Source organism: Sorangium sp. So ce204, from assembly GCF_051526795.1.
Classification (GTDB): Bacteria; Myxococcota_A; Polyangia; order Polyangiales; family Polyangiaceae; genus Sorangium; species Sorangium cellulosum_B.
The window spans coordinates 7,129,596-7,143,637 of sequence record NZ_CP150317.1 but is presented as its reverse complement, the minus strand read 5'-3'; the positions used below and the strand labels follow the sequence as shown (position 1 = coordinate 7,143,637).

The following is a 14,042-nucleotide window of genomic DNA, read 5'->3' as shown; positions in this document are numbered from 1 at the left end:
CGCTCACCTCGCCTCGAGCCGCTGCAGCTGCGGCTGCCACGGCAGGAGCCGGCGCTCGAGCCACCGCGCCAGGGAGTCGGCCAGCTTGCCGAGGATGGCCCAGAGCACGATCGTGAGCACCAGGAGATCCATCTGCATGAACTCGCGGGCGTTCATCGCGACATAGCCCAGGCCCTGGCTCGCGCCGAGGGTCTCCGCGACGATGAGCACGAGCCACGAGAGCCCGAGCGCGAAGCGCAGACCCACGAGGATCGAGGGGAGCGCGCCCGGGAAGATGACCTCGCGGTAGAGCGCGAACCCCCGCACGTCGTAGACCTGCGCCATCTCGATGAGCTGCGGATCCACGCTGCGCACCCCGTGGAACGTGTTCAGGTAGACGGGGAACAGCACCGTGATCGCGACGATGAAGAGCTTCGCTGTCTCGCCGAGCCCGAACCACAGGATCACGAGCGGCACGAGCGCCAGCGCGGGGATCGCCCGGAGCATCTGCAGCGGCCCGTCGATGACCAGCTGCAGCGGGCGCGAGAGCCCCGTGCCGAGGCCGAGCGCGAGCCCGACGGCGGCGCCGACGACGAGCCCGCCGGCCGCCCGCAGCGCGCTCACGCCGAGGTGCGCGGGCAGATCGCCGCTCCTCGTGGCGTTCGACGCGGCCACGAGCACCTCGACGGGCGACGGCAGCAGGCTTTTCGGGATGATCTGCAGCCGCGACAGGACCTCCCAGAGGATCACGAGGGCCAGCGGGGCCAGCCAGGGCGCGATGCGCACGCCGAACCCGCGCGCCGCGCCGCCTCGGATCGGCGCTTCGCCGGCCGTCATCGCGCGCCTCCGACGATCGCGGCGCCCGGCAGGAGCGCCTCCTCGACGCGGATGTCGCGCGGGATGATCGCGAGCTTGTGGAACGTATCGGCGATGGCTTGCTGCCTTTGCACGATCTCGGGCGTGATCGGCAGGATCTGGAACGCGCGCCGGTGCTCGGACCGCAGGAACGCCTCGTACGAGATCCCCGAAGATCTCGCGAGGATCTGCGAGGCTTCCTCGCGGTGCCCGTCCTCCCAGGCGCTCAGGGCGCGGTACTCGTCGAACACGATCTGCAAGATCGCCGGCTGCTCTTCCGCGAACTCTCGCCGGACGACATAGAAGAGGCGGTTGTCGACGAGCCCCTCGCCGTCCTGGAGGACACGGGCCCCGGCGAGCTCGGCCGCTGCCAGGAAAGGATCCCAGATCACCCAGGCATCGACATTGCCACCCTCGAACGCGGTCCGCGCGTCGGCGGGCGCCAGGAAGACGACCTGGATGTCGTCCAGCGTCAGCCCGGCGCTCTCGAGGGCCCGAACCAGCAGGTAATGCACGTTGGAGCCGCGGTTGAGGGCGACGCGCTTGCCTTTCAAGGCCGCGAGCGTTCGGATCGGAGAGTCCTTCTTGACGACGATCGCCTCGGCCCTGGGCGCCGGCGCGTCGGTGGCGGCATAGATGAAGGGCACGCCGCCCGCCTGCGCGAACACAGGCGGCGTCTCGCCGACGTGGCCGACGTCCACGGCGCCCGCGCGCATCGCCTCGAGCAGCGGAGGACCGGCCTGAAACTCGACCCACTCGGCGCGGGCGTTCCTCGCCTCGAGCGCCCTCGTCAGGGCCTCCGCGCGCTCCTTGAGGAGAAACGGCGTGCCGATCTTCTGGTACCCCAGCCGGACCACCACCGCCGCCCGCGTGTCCTCGGCCGCCTGTCCGGCGTTCGCCGCCTTCTCGCCCGTGGCGCCCACCTCGCCCCCGTCGCGGCCGCACCCGAGCAGCAACAAGCTCGAGAGAGCTGCGCAGCCCAGCAGCGCGGAGCGGATCGTCGTGAACGAGATGTACCTGCTCATGAGGGCTCTTTCGCCTCCTCTACAACCCACGTCAGCACGCAAGAATTCTATGTTCGATGCAAAATTGCATCTGTGACGGAGGCGAGGTGGTGAGTTTGGTCCAGCAGCCCCTGTGCCAGGTCGAGGCGCGGCGCTCCGCCGGGGAGGCCCCGTGGAGGAGCCGTCGATTGCTGCTTCATCAGCAGTCGATCCGCAGTTGGTGTTGCTGGGGCAGCAGCGGCGTCGCGGCGGCCTGCCCGGCGAGGTTCCTTGGCGCCGCGGGCTCGAGCGCGCGGCGGCGCGCGGTGCGGATCGTGCTCTCGCGCGCCTGACCCGGCGACCCACGGGCGAGGAGCTTCTCCATCGATGAACGTCTTCTGGTTTCTCCCAACGCACGGGGACGGCCGCTATCTTGGCACCGCCGAGGGCGCGCGCCCCGTCACGCTCCCTTATCTTCGTCAGATCGCGCAGGCCGCCGACGACCTCGGCTATCACGGCGTGCTGGTCCCCACCGGGCGATCGTGCGAGGACGCCTGGGCGGTCGCGTCGGCGATGATCCCGCTGACGCAGCGGCTTCGCTTCCTCGTCGCCGTGCGGCCGGGCGTCGTCTCGCCCACGTGGGCCGCCCGCATGGCGTCCACCGTCGATCGCCTGTCGGACGGCCGCCTGCTCGTCAACGTCGTGACCGGCGGCGATCCGGCGGAGTCCGAGGGGGACGGCGTCTTCCTGAAGCACGACGAGCGCTACGTCGTCACCGACGAGTTCCTCGGCATCTGGCGGCGCGTCATGGCCGGCGAGACGGTCGACTTCACGGGGCAGCACCTGCGCGTGAAGGGCGCGAAGATCTTGTTTCCGCCGCTCCAGGCGCCGCACCCGCCGCTCTACTTCGGGGGGTCGTCGCCCGCGGCGCACGCGCTCGCGGCGCGCCACGTCGACGTTTATCTGACCTGGGGAGAGCCTCCGGCCGCCGTGGCCGAGAAGATCGCGGACGTGCGCCGCCGCGCGGCCGCGGAGCAGCGCGCGGTGCGCTTCGGGATCCGCCTTCACGTCATCGTCCGCGAGACGGCCGAGGCGGCGTGGGCCGCCGCGAACGACCTGATCCGGCACCTCGACGACAGCACCATCGCAGCGGCGCAGCAGGCCTTCGGGCGCCTCGACTCCGAGGGGCAGCGGCGCATGGCGGCGCTGCACAAGGGGCGGCGCGACGCCCTCGAGGTGAGCCCGAACCTCTGGGCCGGCGTGGGCCTCGTGCGCGGCGGGGCCGGAACGGCGCTCGTGGGCGACGCGGAGACGGTCGCGCGCCGCATGAAGGAGTACGCGGAGCTCGGGATCGAGACGTTCATCCTGTCGGGGTACCCGCACCTCGAAGAGGCCTATCGGGTCGCCGAGCTGCTCTTCCCGCGGCTCCCCGTCGAGCGGAGGGCCGCAGGCGTCCGCCCGAACCTCACGGGGCCGTTCGGCGAGATCATCGCCAACGACATCGTCCCGCACCGATCGCAGAGCTGAGGCGGCCGATCCCCCCCGAGACGATCACCTTGTCAGATAGGCCTCCCAGGTTCCAGGCTCGGGAGCGCCCGGTCGATCCAGCTCGAGGCCCCTCGCGCCGTCAATGTCGGGTTCACTGCCGACGCCCTCGTCGTCCTCGCCGGAGCGTGGCTCCAGGCCAACCCGGGAGGGTTTCTGGATGCTGCGCCAGCGCCAGGCCAACCCGGGAGGGTTTCTGGATGCTGCGCCAGCGCCAGGCCAACCCGGGAGGGTTTCTGGATGCTGCGCCAGCGCCAGGCCAACCCGGGAGCGTTTCTGGATGCTGCGCTCGAACACCGGGTGGGCGCCGATGAAACTGCGCGTGGACCTGCGGTAGATCGCCCGGACCACCTCGGCGGCGATCCGATCGGGCTCGTCGACCAGGATCTCCGCTGACACGTGGGAGACGATGGGCGCGGCCATCTCCGGCTGGAAACGCAGGAGACGCAGGGGGGAGGCGGCGGAGAGCTCGCCGGCCACCGGTCCCCGAAGACGATCAGCGTCAAAAAATCGATGCCACGAGAATTTCCATGGCAGCGGTCCGGGACGGAACTACGGCGCCCCTTGTGCGGCGGATTCGTCCCGGAATCGATGAGGACGTTACGATTTCATGAAGGGCGACCGGGCCTGACCGCATCCAGTGAGCAGGAGCGGGTGCAATGAACCTGGCCCACGCAGGTCCCGCGGCTGGGGCTTGACGTCTCCGAAGCGACTGGACTCTCCCCCGGGCCCGCTCCCTTCGAAGGCGGCCTGGCGGCTCGTCACGTCGTGAGCCCCGAGCCTGCGCGTGGGTTCGAGGTCTGGAGTCCGTGATTCCAGACACGCTCGCGTCCGCTGTTGTCACGCGCTTTTTCCGACATCACAGAGGCACAATGCGCAACGTTTTGTCCGCCCATCGCAGCGGGTTTCTTGTTCTCTGCCTCGCGCTCTCCGCCTGCAGCGCTGCGACGGAGGAGGGTGAGGCGGAGGAGGTCGAGTCGATCTCCGCCGTCCAGCAGCCGGCCATCGTCGGCGGCTTCAAGGTCGCGGCGATCTTCATCCGATTCAAGAACAGCCCGGCTCCGACCTACACCATCAATGACGTGCGGGACCGCCTCTTCAACGACCCGGATTCGGCCAACAACTTCTTCATTGAAGCCTCGTACGGAAAGATGAACCTGACCGGCCACATCAACCCCGACGGGGACTATTACGGCTGGTACACGATCAACGCGGAGATGCCCACGATCTGCGATCTCGGCCTGCACATGGCGCTGGGCAGGCAAGCGGCCGCGAACCTCGGGGGCTACGTGGAGGCCAACTACGATAACACGATGCACTTTTTCAACGGGTTTCCGTCGAGCTGTGCCGGCGCTTATTCCTCGGGGTCCCACACGTGGTATCCCAGCCCCACCGACGCTGGCACGTATGCGCACGAGCTGGGGCACAGCATGGGCCTGGTCCACGCCAATGTGCTGAATTGCGCCGACAGCGCTGGCAACTGGGCGCCGATGAGCACGACCTGCGCGCAGCCCAATCTGCCTTGGTGCGCCAACCCCGGTCAGCTCAACGCGGGGAACACGAGCTGCGTCCAAGATATGGGAGACTCGTTCAGCCCGGTGGGTGGGGGGTACATGCACTACAGTGCTCCGGAGAAGGCGCTGTTCGGCTGGTTCAATCCGGAGAACACGGCGACCGTGAGCGCGAGCGGGACCTCCATCGTCAGCGTCAAGCCGATCGAGGTCATCTCGACGGGCGTGCAGCGGCTCGTCATCCCCATCCCCGGCGGGGACGAGACGTACCAGGTCGAATATCGTCAGCCGATCGGCTTCGATCAATATCGTCAGTCCACCCCCGATAGGGTCGACGGGTTCACGGCAAACGCGCCGGTCGCTCGCGGGATCCTCGTGCACCGAGGCCCGCTGGAGGGGAGCCCGAAGGGCATCGTCAACATGACGCCCTCGTGGCCGATCATCGACTTCGCTCATCTTCAGGCAGACGCCTCGCGCGAGGCGCTCCCCTGGGGTCATACGTTCGTTGATCGCGACGCGGACCTCGCCATCTCGTTGCTCGGGGTCTCGTCGTCCGAGGCGACGGTCAAGGTGACCCGCGGCACGGCGGCAGCGCCGATCCCCGCCTGCGCCGGCGCGCCCAGCCACTGGTACCTGAAGTGTGGCGCGACCGGCGTGACCTCATGGAATGCAGCGACCGAGCTCGCGGCGGCCGGCGGTGATGCCCTTGAGCTCACGTACCAGGTCAGCCAGACAATCGCGAACCAGAGCGGTGGAGACGCCTGCGTGCTCGTCCAGACGCACACGGCTGGGCAGTCGGATGCGTGCACGCAGTTCTGGAAGCCGGAGGGCGGCGCGCTGGCGTCGGGGGAGACGAAGACCCTCTCGCCCAATAGCGCCGTGTTCCACATCACCTATCCTGCGCCCGGGAGCTACAAGGCGTCCCTCAGCGCCAAGGGCGCGCTCAGCGTCACGCCCGCTCCCTGATCGCGGGCGCCCCTCGGGGGCGCGGCCCGTCACCGTGATCTTCTACAGGAGGTCTCATGTTGTTCAAGCATTCGAGTTCGAGCATTTCGGTGCGCTCATGGTCTGGTCCCGGCTCTGCCCGTGCGAGGCGGAGAACGCGAAACGCCGCGCTGGCCACGCTCGCCCTCCTTCCTGCCGCGTGCTCGGACTTCAGGCCGGAGGACGGCGGGCTGGCCGGGGCCGGTGAGCTGGCCGAGCTCGCGGAGAGCGAGATCGCCGCGGCCGCCCAGCAGCTCACGCTGCCGTTCCCGATCGATCCGCGGAAGTCACTCGTCGTCACGGACGTCGACATCGTGTCCAGCTTCACGCTGCAGACGGTGCTGCAGCAGCTGATCAACCAGTCGGGGGCCACGGGCCGGACGCCCCTCACGCTGTTCCGTCAGTTCATGGACACCCACCGGACAGCCGCGACAGCGACCTTCTTCTCCGCCCCGCACTGCGACGATGTGCCGGCCAACACCGCCGATATCTACCCCCCCGGCTCCTCGGCCCCGGCCGAGCAACCCACCGGCTCGATCAACGGGTGGCCGGTCCTCTGCCCGCGTACTGCGGACGAAGCCGCGAACGATCCTTTCGCCGACCCGAACGCCGACAGCGCGTACATGGCCACGACGCTCTCGAACCGCTTCGACCTCGCCCCGCCGGACGGCTCCAATTGCGGGGAGTACCGGATCGTCTTCGCGAGGCGCAGCGGCCGGACGGATGCCGGCAACTTCAATCGGAATTTCATCATCTTCGAGGGCCGGCTGCCGAACCCGAACCCGAGCCTCGGCCGGGAAGCTTGCCTCCCGGTCGTCCAGTTCTGGCTGAACCAGTCGGATCCCGCGAAGAGCGTGGCGACGCGGAGGATCGAGCTCTGGCAGTTCTACTTCCTGGGCCTGCCCGGGTTCGAGCCCGTCTTCCACATCGACCATTACGGCCACGCCGCGGGGCCCGACCGCGGCCAGATCCGAACCAACGAGTTCCTGAACGGCACGGGGTCGCCGGAAGCCTGGTCGCTCCGTGAGTTCAGGCTCGTCCACGGCACGAGCGGCAGCCCTTCGCTCAATATCGTCCCGTCCTTCGTCAAGGACAACCCGGGCGCGAGGCTCTTCTCGCCCGCCGCATCGAGCGACCCGCGGGTCACGGACTTCCGGCACAACATCTTTCCAGGCGCGGTGGAGCGGCTCGCGGCTGCCGACGATATCAACCGCTTCGGCTACCCGTCGGCCCTGCCCGATGCGATCAACGGGGGCGAGAGCCTGATGATCCCCCTCCAGAACAACTACTTGAACGCGCTCGGCACCGGGACGTCGACCCTCCGGACCAACATCGAGAACCAGCTGGCCGCCATGGGCAGCGACCTGTCCGGCACGCCCGGCAACCTGTCCGTCGACCAGATCGTCGGGCGCGCGCAGACCCTCGCGTGCTCGGGGTGCCACGAGCCGGCTGACCGTAATGGCGACCCGTCGAGCACCTTCGATGTAGGCCTGTCCGCTCCGTTTCCGAGCACCCTGGTCTTCACCCACACCTCCGAGAGGACGGAGCCTGTCGACCCGAGCAACCCGAGCGGTCCGCAGCGCTTCATGATCTCGCCGGCCCTCATCAACGTGTTCCTCCCGTTCCGCCAGCAGGTGATGACCGAGTACCTGCTCAACAACCCGATCCTCGGGTTCGAGACGCCGGGCGCGTGGACGTCGCCGGACGCCCAGCTCGCGACCCACACGGGCCGAGTGAGGGAGGGCATCTCGTCGCTGGAGATCAGGAGCTCGCTCTGGCAAAGCGAGATCATCAGCCCGATCTTCAGCACCTCGGGCCTCACGCCGGTTGGGGACAAGATCAAGGTCGATCTCTTCTTGCCCGTCGCCGTGCCGGCCCCGGCGAACAACGGCGCCCTCCAGGTGTTTATCGAGATCCCGTCCGCCAGCATCTCCCAGCTGTCGGTCGGGCTGGTCAGTCTCAACGGCCTCACCCGGGGCGCATTCAACACCGTCGCGTTCCCGCTCCCGACGCTCCCGGCGATCCAGGCCGCGCTCAACGCAGGGCCGAGCGACGTGAAGCTGAAGCTCAGGCTCACCGTGCCCCCCAACTCCGGCTCCTACTATCTGGACAACGTTCGATTCGAGGACTGATCCGCGTCGCGCTCTCGTGACGGGGCGCCCGGCTCGCGTCCCGTTCGGCGCTTCCGGCGGCCTCCGCTCAGGTCCGATCGAGGCGAGCGCGGAGCCGATTGACGCGCGGGAGGGCGAGGCGGCATGAGGGCGCGACGGCGATCGCGCGGTTGCGTGGTGGCCACCTCGGACGATGACGATGAAGACAGAGATGGCTCCTCCTCCGAAGACCGGCGGCAGGCGCAGCGCCGAAGGAAGGCAGCCGGCGGAAGGGAGGCGGAACGCCGGAGGCGAGCAGAAGGCCGAGGGGAGCCCGCGCCGCATGGGCCGGCCGCGCAAGGCGCCGCAGCGGAGCGATCTCGCGCCGCGGGAGCAGATTCTGCAGGTGGCGGGACGGCTGTTCGCCGAGCGGGGGGTGGCCGAGGTGTCGATGCTGGAGGTCGCGCAGGCGGCGGGGCTCCGGCAGTCGTCGCTGTACTACTGGTTCCGGCGCAAGGAGCTGATCGTCGCGGAGATCCTGCAGCAGGTGAACCGGCTGCCGCTGTCGTACGCGCGGAGCCTCGAGGCGGCCGGCGAGACGGCGGACGTGCAGCTATGGCGCTTCGTGCGCTTCGACGTGCAGACGGTGTGCGGGTTTCCGCTGGAGATCACGGAGATCCACCGGTTCAGCGAGCGGGATCCGGCGGCGTTCGCGACGTACTGGGCCGAGCGGCGCGCGCTGACCGAGGCCGTGGCCGCGATGGTGGGGCGCGGGATGGGGGAGGGGAGGTTCCGCGAGGTGGACGCCTACCTGTGCGCGCTGACGGTGCTGGCGCAGGACGAGAGCGTGCAGAACTGGTGCCGTCCCGAGGGAGGAGCGCGCGTGCATCCGCTCGCGGCCAGCGACCCGGCGGCGCTGGGCTACGGGCCGGAGCAGATCGCGGAGCTCGTCGCGGATCAGACGGTGGGCGGGCTGCTGGTGCGGCCGTCGAGGCTCGCGGCGCTCCGGAAGAAGGCAGGGGGAGCCGACCCAGGGGGAGCCGACCCGGGTTGAAGCGGACCCGACCCAGAGCGGACCCGACCAGCGGACCCGACCCAGGTTGAGGCGACCGGAGCCGACCCAGGTTGAAGCGGACCCGACCCAGAGCGGACCCGACCCAGGTTGAGGCGACCCGGAGGCGACCCGACCCAGGCGACCCGACCCAGGTTGAGGCGACCCGACCCAGGTTGAGGCGACCCGACCCAGGTTGAGCGGAACCGGGCGACCCGACCCAGGTTGGGATCGCCGCAGGTTGGGATCGCCGCAGGATCGCGCCGACCCAGGTTGGGATCGCCCAGGTTGGGATCGCCGGGGCGCTCAGAGCGGGTTGAAAGGCGCAAGCCCAGGGAGGTCCTTCGGCCTGCGCCCCGCGGCACCGACCGCCGGCACCTCCTTGATCTTCTCGCGAGCACGCCCCGTGCCGTCATCCACCACGGTCCATTCATTCCAGAAGTGACCGTCGACGACGAACAGCTGCGGGTGATCGAACGGCGCCTCCTCGAACCGGACCCGCTCGTCCGTGAGCGTCGCCAGGAACGCCACGAGCGCCTTCTTCTCATCTTCCGTCAGCCCGAGCGGCTGAATGTTCGGAGCCAGGTTCGTCCCGTTGGTCCCAAACCCGGTGGTGTCACCGCCCTCCCGTTCTCGCCGGCCGCCGCCACGGTTGTAAAATTCGACGACTTGCCGCAGCGTCAGCGCGCCTCCGTTGTGGAAATAGGGGCCCGTCAGCTCGATGTTCCGGAGCGTCGGGACCTTGAAGGCGCCGTCGACCGCATCGCGCTCGCCCGATGCGATCGGCACCCCTGGTTCGACCTCGAACGACGCCGGGTTGATGCCGAATACGTCCGGGGCGCCCTCGCCCGTGGCGAGCAGCTTCCCTTGCCGCGCGAACGAGAACGGATGACCGAAGGGGTCGACCCCCCCGACGCCGATGTCCTCCTCGCTCGGTCGAACGCCAATGTTGTAGTAGCCCCTGTCGTACAGCGCGGCGCCGCCGTCCCCGACCCGCATCCGCGAGATCAAGCCGCCCACCTGCTCCTCGCGCTGCGGGCGGGTGGCGGCGCTGGTGAACTCGGGGCCATGGTGGCAGTTGATGCACCTGCCCTTGCCCTGGAAGATCGCGAGCCCCGCGCGCTCCTCGTCGCTCAGGGCGGCGCTGTCCCCGTCGGCGAAGCGATCGAACCGGCTGTTGTCGGACACGAGCGTGGCCTCGTAGAGCTGGATGGCGAGGCCAAAGAAGAGCGAGAAGTTCGCCTCCACGAGCGGCCGATCGCCGACGCGCTGATCCGACCGCCAGTACGCGTCCATGAAGGCCTCTTCGACGAGCTGCCCATAGGACGGAGCGAGCCCTTTTCCGCTCGAATCCCGGAGCTCACCGAGGATGCTGTCCGTGGGGTCCACGATCTGGAGAGCGAGCGGCCTGCGCGGCAAGAGCTTCGCGGCGACGTCAGCGTACGTCCTCCCCTCACACGACATCTCGAAGGGGTTGACCGGCGGGCCCACGGCCTGAGATGCGAGGCTCGAGTTCTCCAGGTCGACCCTCTCGCGGACCAGGACGCCATCGCGCACGGCGTGGACGGCGGCGTCCGGATCTCGCCTGCCGAACGGGTTCACTCCGTTGAAATGGTTGCTTGCGCGTCCGTCCCAGAAGTTGCGGAAGTTGAACACTGCGTTGATGACGGTGGGCGTCTGCCGCGGCTCGACGCGCCGCACGTTCACCCCTTGCACCTGGAAGACGTCCGGCAGCAGCGTGCAGTCGTCCTTCTCGCTCCCGGGCACGATGCCGTTGAATCGAGCGTGGAACACCCCCTGCGAAGAGATGACGTCATCGGCATCCGCGGGGAAGTCGCGGCGGAAGGTCCAGTCGCTCGCCACGAGCGCGTAGTTCGGTCCGCCCTTCCCGTCCGACCTCGTGGCTTCAAACCTCGTGCGCCGCTCGGGATCCTGGTTGTTGATACCCGGGTTGATCTGGTTTCGCTTGCGGTGGTCGGCGCCGGCGTGGAAGTGGCACGTCGCGCACGCCACGCCGTCGCTGCCGACCTGCATGTCCCAGAACAGCGCCTTTCCGAGGGCCACGGCCGTCTCCCTGCTCTTGACGTAGCGGGACAGGTCGCGCGGCTCCGGGACGGCGACGCCTCGGAGCGAGCCGACGGACGGCGGCGGAGTGGCTGGCGCGGGCGTCGCGCCGTCGTCCGGCGGATCCGACGGCGAGTCGCCGCTCCCGGGCGTGACCGGCGACGAGGACCCGCCGTCCCCGAGCGACGAAGACCCGCCGTCCCCGAGCGATGCTGAGCCGCCGTCCCCGAGCGACGAAGCCCCGCCGCTCCCGAGCGACGAAGACGGTCCGGGCCTCCCGCATCCCGAGCACGGTGGCTCGCGTCCCTCGGGCCAGCAGCCGGCGGTTGACGATAGACCCATCAGGACGACGAGGATGCACGCCCCGATCTCGCCCGTGCGCGGGTCTTCAGAACGAGCTCTAACCATCACGAGGAAGCCTCCTTCGCTGCTGCGCGAGTGAATGACAGGCGGAGCGATCCAGCGTCCTCGCGGGACACCGCGGGTCGCCGGCATGTTCGTCCGACCTGCGATGAGCGGATGTCGCGAGCGCCGACGCTCGACGCGGTTCCGCCCGGCATCGTTCGAGTCTCTTCAAGTCATCCGATCTTCAGAAAGACAGCGCGTGTCCAGGGTGCGCATCGACGTCTCGTCCTGTCTCGTCTCGGCCGGGCGTCTCCCCGTGTCGCGAGCGCACCGGCTCGCGCGGGGGATTCGAGGGAGAAGACGACCTCTGTCGAGGACCGGACGAAGTGGGATGAAGGGACAGGACATATCCCTTCATCGCGCCGTCACCGCGCCGAGCAGGCGCGGCCGTGTGCGTCGCCGAAACCCTGACTCATCCACCGAGTTCGGGCAATGTCGTCGATGAGGAAGCGCGGGAGTGAGCCGATCGAGCGCGGATCGCCTGGTGAACGAGGCGAAGGCGAGAGGGCTAGACTCTGGTCTTCGAGGAGGCCTCGAAGGAACGGAAAGCGCGCCGCGGGAGCTTCGCTGTCCGCGCCCGAGGCGAGGTGGCGCCGCGCGACCGACCCGGGCGGAGCGCCCCCGGCCTCGACGGCGCCCCTCGGCGGGCTTCCCGCGTCAAGGCGCCTGGATCTTCTGCTTCACCCACCGCCCCGACTCGGTCAGCTGGCCATCCGACCACGGGCCGCCGGCGCTCGCGCCGGGCCTGAGCGCGGCGCAGGACTCGGCCTTGTCGACGATGGACCAGTTGAGCCAGCTGATGCTGTTGCCGGCCATGAAGTCGAGCCACCGCTGCGCCTCGGCGAGATCCAGCGCGCCGTCCCCGGTGGAAGCGCAGGTGCCCCACTCGGTGACGAACAGCGCGAGGCCCTTGGTCATCGCGGTCGTCGCCTTGGCGCGCAGCCAATCCTTGTGCGTCGCCGCATAGAAGTGGAGCGTGTAGGCGATGTTGTCGTGGCTCGTGATCGGGTTGTTGGCGGCGACGTCCACGTCCTGCGACCAGTTCGGCGACCCGACGATCACGAGGTTGTCGGAGCCGGCGCCGCGGATCTCCCGGATCACCTCCTCGGCATACGCCTTCACCTGCGCCCAGGTCTCGGTGTCGGGCTCGTTGAACACCTCGAAGATCACGGCGGGCTCATCGCCGTACTCCGCCGCCATCTCCCGGAAGAAGCGCTTCGCGGCCTCCTTGTTCTGGATGGCGTCATGATCATGCCAGTCGACGATCACGTAGATGCCTCTGGCGATGGCGGCGTCGACGATCGCCTTGACCTTCCGCTTCTCCGCGTCCGGGTTGTTGACGTAGCCGAGCCGCGATGTGTTGGCGGTCATCGCGGCGCGGACGACGGTCGCATCCCAGTCGTTCACGAGCGTGTCGACGGCGGACGTGTTGTAGAACTTCTCGCCCTCCCAGACGCTCCAGAACATGCTCATGCCCTTGAGCTGGAGCTCTTCGCCGTGCTCGTCGACGACGCGGTTGCCCCTCACCTTCAGGCGGCCGTGCCGCTCCACCGGCGTCCTCGCGAGGGGGCCCGTGCCGGTCGAGGTGGTCGAGCTCGTGCCGCTCGAGGCGGTGGTCGCGCTCGACGTCGAGGCATCGCCGCCACCCATGCCGCCGCCCGAGGAGGCCGACGAGGATGCTACGGCCGACGTCGAGGCATCGCCGCCGCCCGCGCCGCCGCTGCCGGACGAGGCCGATGAGGAGGCCACGGTCGACGTCGAGGCATCGCCGCCGCCCGTGCCACCGGCGCTGCTCGAGGAGGCCGACGAGGAGGCCACGGTCGACGTCGAAGCGCCGGTACCGCTCGAGGACGCCGACGAGGACGCGGCGGTCGACGCGTCATCGCCTCCTGTGCCGCCAGCGCCGCTCGTGCCGCCCGAGGAGGCCGACGAGGAGGCCACGGTCGACGCATCGTCGCCGCCGACGCCGCCTGAGCCGCCGTTTCCGGCCGCGCCGCCCGAGCCGCCGTTGCCGCCCGAGCCGCCATTGCCGCCTGAGCCGCCCGAGCCGCCATTGCCGCCTGAGCCGCCCGAGCCGCCATTGCCGCCTGAGCCGCCCGAGCCGCCGTTGCCGCCCGAGCCGCCATTGCCGCCCGAGCCGCCATTGCCACCGTTGCCGCCCGAGCCGCCGTTGCCGCCCGAGCCGCCGTTGCCGCCCGAGCCGCCGTTGCCGCCCGAGGAGGCCGACGCCGTCGTGTCGACGCCGCCGCCCGAGGAGGTCGACGCCGACGCCACGCTCGATGCGTCGCCGCCGCCTGATGCCGAGTCTTCCGACGGGCCGCCGCATGCGAGCAGCACCATCGCCGGCAAGGCGAGCTGCAGAAGACCGCGCGTCCACTTCGGCCCGGTGAACCGTCCGGGGGTCAAGTCATGGGTCATCGTAATTCTCCAAGGAAGGCGCCTTGCACGGCGCGCCCGGCCTCTATCGCGGGCGTCAAGCAAGGACATCGGCAAAGAAGGCAACCCACTGCATAGCAGGCCCGGCGCGACGGGTGAAGGTGAAAGTGGGAGAGCCACCGAGGCCTGCACGCGCGAT

The 14,042-nt window shown here is 69.4% G+C and carries 10 protein-coding genes; 4 read left to right on the top strand and 6 right to left on the bottom strand.

The genetic code is table 11. The features are described 5' to 3' along the window. Window positions 1-3 precede the first annotated feature (3 nt). From WMF22_RS26675 to WMF22_RS26665, 3 genes are all read right to left on the bottom strand, one after another. A complete protein-coding gene (locus WMF22_RS26675) occupies window positions 4-816 on the bottom strand; it encodes an ABC transporter permease subunit (protein ID WP_437292813.1) in 813 nt (270 codons plus the stop codon). Next, window positions 813-1,859, bottom strand: coding sequence for a sulfonate ABC transporter substrate-binding protein (locus WMF22_RS26670; protein ID WP_438031610.1), 1,047 nt, complete (start codon window positions 1,857-1,859; stop codon window positions 813-815). The genes WMF22_RS26675 and WMF22_RS26670 overlap by 4 nt, the downstream gene beginning before the upstream one ends. A 178-nt stretch (window positions 1,860-2,037) precedes the next feature. Continuing rightward, on the bottom strand, window positions 2,038-2,202 hold the full coding sequence (locus WMF22_RS26665) for a hypothetical protein (RefSeq protein WP_438031609.1): 165 nt from the start codon (window positions 2,200-2,202) through the stop codon (window positions 2,038-2,040). A gap of 2 nt (window positions 2,203-2,204) precedes the next feature. Here WMF22_RS26665 and ssuD point away from each other — a divergent pair, with 2 nt between their 5' ends. Further along, window positions 2,205-3,344 carry an FMNH2-dependent alkanesulfonate monooxygenase gene (gene ssuD, locus WMF22_RS26660; protein WP_438031608.1) on the top strand — a complete coding sequence of 380 codons (1,140 nt, stop codon included), beginning with the start codon at window positions 2,205-2,207 and terminating at the stop codon, window positions 3,342-3,344. A 24-nt stretch (window positions 3,345-3,368) separates the two neighbouring features. Here the strand turns inward: ssuD and WMF22_RS26655 are convergent, their stop codons facing one another. After that, entirely contained in the window at window positions 3,369-3,785 is a 417-nt protein-coding gene (locus WMF22_RS26655; RefSeq protein WP_438031607.1) for a hypothetical protein, read from the bottom strand. A 449-nt stretch (window positions 3,786-4,234) separates the two neighbouring features. Between WMF22_RS26655 and WMF22_RS26650 the strand changes: the two genes are divergently transcribed. The 3 genes from WMF22_RS26650 to WMF22_RS26640 all read left to right on the top strand — a co-directional run bounded on the left by WMF22_RS26650 (window position 4,235) and on the right by WMF22_RS26640 (window position 9,001). After that, the gene (locus WMF22_RS26650; protein ID WP_438031606.1) at window positions 4,235-5,839 is read left to right on the top strand and encodes a hypothetical protein; all 1,605 of its coding nucleotides are present in this window, start codon (window positions 4,235-4,237) and stop codon (window positions 5,837-5,839) included. Window positions 5,840-5,928: 89 nt separating this feature from the next. Then, complete coding sequence (locus WMF22_RS26645) at window positions 5,929-7,989, top strand: hypothetical protein (protein ID WP_438031605.1); 2,061 nt, start codon at window positions 5,929-5,931, stop codon at window positions 7,987-7,989. Window positions 7,990-8,167: 178 nt separating this feature from the next. Then, entirely contained in the window at window positions 8,168-9,001 is an 834-nt protein-coding gene (locus WMF22_RS26640; RefSeq protein ID WP_438031604.1) for a TetR/AcrR family transcriptional regulator, read from the top strand. Window positions 9,002-9,304: 303 nt separating this feature from the next. Here the strand turns inward: WMF22_RS26640 and WMF22_RS26635 are convergent, their stop codons facing one another. Together WMF22_RS26635 and WMF22_RS26630 are read right to left on the bottom strand one after the other, a co-directional pair. After that, window positions 9,305-11,470: a cytochrome-c peroxidase gene (locus WMF22_RS26635; RefSeq protein WP_438037285.1), complete on the bottom strand. Its 2,166-nt coding sequence runs from the start codon at window positions 11,468-11,470 to the stop codon at window positions 9,305-9,307. 654 nt (window positions 11,471-12,124) lie between these two features. After that, window positions 12,125-13,885: a glycoside hydrolase family 5 protein gene (locus WMF22_RS26630; protein ID WP_438031603.1), complete on the bottom strand. Its 1,761-nt coding sequence runs from the start codon at window positions 13,883-13,885 to the stop codon at window positions 12,125-12,127. Between the last annotated feature and the right edge of the window lie 157 nt (window positions 13,886-14,042).